Annotated in this window: 1 protein-coding gene; it reads right to left on the reverse strand. The window is 47.7% G+C overall.

What is annotated here, in order from left to right; genetic code table 11:
- The coding region (locus ABH897_RS27500) for a condensation domain-containing protein (protein WP_404593012.1) at positions 1 to 3,587 on the reverse strand (3,587 nt) is incomplete at both ends.

Genomic DNA, 3,587 nt, shown 5'->3' on the forward strand with positions numbered 1-3,587 from the left:
TCTATATGCCTTAGGCTTTCGCCATCCAAATCCATGATCGGTCCGTGATAGGTGAGCTTGTCCCGGAGATGCTTTTGCGTCAGTAAAATGGACGCGCCGCTGTCCTCCAGCATATAGTGAATCCGTTCCTCCGGATAATTCGGATCTATCGGCAGGTAGGCTCCGCCCGCTTTGAGTGTTCCCAGGATGCCTATGACCATTTCCATGGAACGCTCCGCCATGATGGCAACGATATCATCCGGCTTCACTCCCCGCTCTCTCAAGGCTGTAGCCAGCCGATTCGCCTGCTCGTTCAGCTCCCGGTAGGTCAGCGTTTGCTCTCCCCAGACCAAAGCCGGATGATCTGCTCTTTGCTCCGCTCGTTCCTCAAATAGTCCCTGAATCGTGTGATCCTTTGGATATTCCGCCTCCGTGCGGTTAAAATCACGGAGCTGCACGCTGCTCTCTTCCTCCGGTACGATCTCGATATCTTCGATCCTCATCTTTGGACAACGGATGATTTCACGGATGATCATTTTAATCTGCCCGGCTACCCGCTCCATAAAGCTTCTGTCATAGGCCAAGCTATTGTAGCGGAATTTGATCTGCAGATCGTTCTCAGGCACAACAATGAAATTAAAATCAAAATTTGTCTGTTCGGAAACCTTCGTGGACAGTACCCTCAAATCTGTTCCGTGGTCGCCCTGTCCTTTGACAGCTTCCTCTATCGGATAGTTTTCAAAGGCCAGCAGGTTTTGCACCAATCCGCCTCCATAGGCGGTCCGCGACTGAATTTCCGCCAGCGGATAATAGTGATGCCGCTCCGATGCCCATGCCTCCTGCTGAAGTTTGGCAACCAGGGCTGAAAAGCTTTCTTCCTTTTCTGCCCGGACTCTGACAGGAATCGTATTGATAAACAGTCCTACCATCTGTTCAACGCCTTGAATTTCTGCCGGTCTTCCCGAGACAACCGTTCCGAACACCACATCCTGGGTATTGTTGTACCGTTGCAGCAGGATTCCCCATACGGCCTGTATCACCGTACTTAACGTGGCGCCACTTTCTCTTGCGATTCCCTCCAAACTCTCCTTCATTTCCCTATTTATCGTAAAATCGTATTCTTCCTGAATGTATCCCGGATGAGCTATACCACTTTTGATTTTAGGCAACAGCGCTGGCTGTTCGTACTCTGTCAGATAATTCTCCCAGTAAGCCCCCGTCTCCCGGTCATCCCTTTGTTCCAGCCACTGGATATATTGACGATAAGGATACACTGTGCCTAATTGCGGTATGCTTCCTTTATGAAGAGCACTGTGAATTTCCAGCAGCTCTTTAAATACAATGCCAAGACACCATCCATCTATAATGATATGATGAAAACTCAAAATGAAACGATAGCTGTCGGCATTAATTCTAATCAAGGCAAATCTGATCAGCGGCTCCCGGGTGAGGTCAAAGCTCTTTTCTCTATCCTTGTCCAAATAGGCTTGGAGATAGTTTTCTTTCTCTTCCTCTGTTAAGAAGGAGATATACTCGAAAAACATTTCAGCTGGTCTGTCCTCTAAAACGACCTGAACCGGTTTTTCCACCTTCTCATAAACAAAGGCAGTCCGCAAAATATCATGTCTTTGAATCACCTGCTGGAAAGCACGTTCAAACAAGCTTCTATCGATTTCGCCCTTCAGACTGATCACTGCTTGTTCAAAATACGCGTGCGAGTTTTGCTCCCTGAGGAAGTGGTAGAGCATTCCCGACTGCATAGGGGTCAGTGTATAAATATCCGCGATATTGGGCTTAGAGTCCCCCATCGCGCGATATACCTCTTCTACCTCCGCCGTCGTAATGTTGCTGGAACTTACATCACTGGCTGTCAGTTCCGTATATTCCTGTGATGAGCAATGCTCGATAATTTGCTCCAGATTTCGCTTAAAGCCTTCCGCCACTGTGATCAGCGTGGCCTTTTCATATTCGTGCTTGTGATAGGCGAAACTCATCCTTAGTTTTCCATCAGCCACCCTTCCGTTAATGTCCAAGCAGTAAGGTCTTTGCATGTCGGGTGAAACCGTCTCATCGGTAAGAACATCGGAGATGGTAAATATGTCGGTATCGATATCCTGGTCAAACTGCCCCAGGTAGTTGAAGCTGATCTCAGGGTGCAAATTAAACCTTAAGATTTCCTCGTCCCGAGGGAACGTCTGGTATTTTAAAATGCCGTAGCCGATGCCTTTTTGCGGAATGCGCCGGAGGCTTTCTTTGACGGCTTTAAGCCGGGAAGACACGTCCTTGACACCTGCCATATCCAAAATCACAGGGTATTGGGCGGTAAACCAGCCTACGGTTCTGCTGATATCCATATCCTGAATGATTTCTTCACGTCCGTGCCCTTCCAGGTTAACAAGCACCTTGTCTTCTCCTGTCCATTCCCGAATAGCCTCTCCCAATGCCGTCAAAAGAACATCGTTGATTTCAGTATTGTAAGCCTTATTCACTTCTCTAAGCAGTTTGGCGGTTTGGACTTCATCCAGCACGATTTCGATATGATCGCTATCCATATATGTTCTGCCATGAACGAGATGATCCTTGGGAATAGGCTTGATTTCATTCTGTTCCAGCGCGGACCAGTATGTGATTTCTTGGAGAAGCTCCCCGCTGCCGGCATACGTATAAAGTTGTTCAGACCATGCCAGGAAAGAGTCCGTTTTCCCTCTGAATGTGACTTCTTCCCCCTTCTCCGCCTGTCGGTATCCTGTAGAAATATCCTCAAAAAGAATCCGCCAAGAAATCCCGTCAACCACCAGGTGGTGAATACTTACGCACAGATAGTCACCGTCTTTCGTTTTGAACAAGCCTGCTTGCATCAGAGGTCCACATTCTAAATCCATGCGGGACTGAAGCAGGGCGGCTTCTTCCTTTACGGAGCTATCATATATATCATCATTTGTAAAATCCTTTACCTCCAGCGAATATAGTTCGCCTTCCGTGCCCCGGTTGAACAGAACCACCTGTCCCGCCTTCTCACGCACTACAATACGCAAAGCATCATGGTGTTCCACCAAACGATCGAACACCTTTCTTAACATCCTTTCGTCAAACCCCTGTTTCCTATGTAACAGAACGGACTGGTTGAAGTGATGTTTTGCTGCAAAAGACTGCTCAAAAAACCAGCTTTGGATGGGCGTGAGCATGATTTCCCCTGTTACCATTCCTTGAAAAGCAGTATGTTCGACAGATTGTACATAGGCTCTCAATTGTTCAATCACAGGATGGTCAAATAGATCCTTCAGTTGCAGCTTTAGCTTATAATCGTGAAGCTTGGACACGATCTGGATGGCTTTAATAGAATCTCCCCCCAGATTCAGAAAATGATCCTTAATGCCTACCCGTTCGACTTTCAGGACTTTTTCCCATATTTCAGCCAATATCTCCTCTATTTTGTCTCTCGGAGCTGCATATTCCTCCGTTGCATTCACGGTCAGATCGGGCTCGGGCAATGCTTTTCGGTCATTCTTTCCACTCGGAGTCATCGGCATGTCATCCAGCTGCATAAAGCTGGACGGCACCATATAATCAGGCAGCTCCTGCATAAGCTGTTCCCGCAGCTCTTCCAC

Origin of the sequence: Paenibacillus sp. RC73, assembly GCF_044908085.1 — a bacterium.
Lineage (GTDB): Bacteria > Bacillota > Bacilli > Paenibacillales > Paenibacillaceae > Paenibacillus > Paenibacillus terrae_A.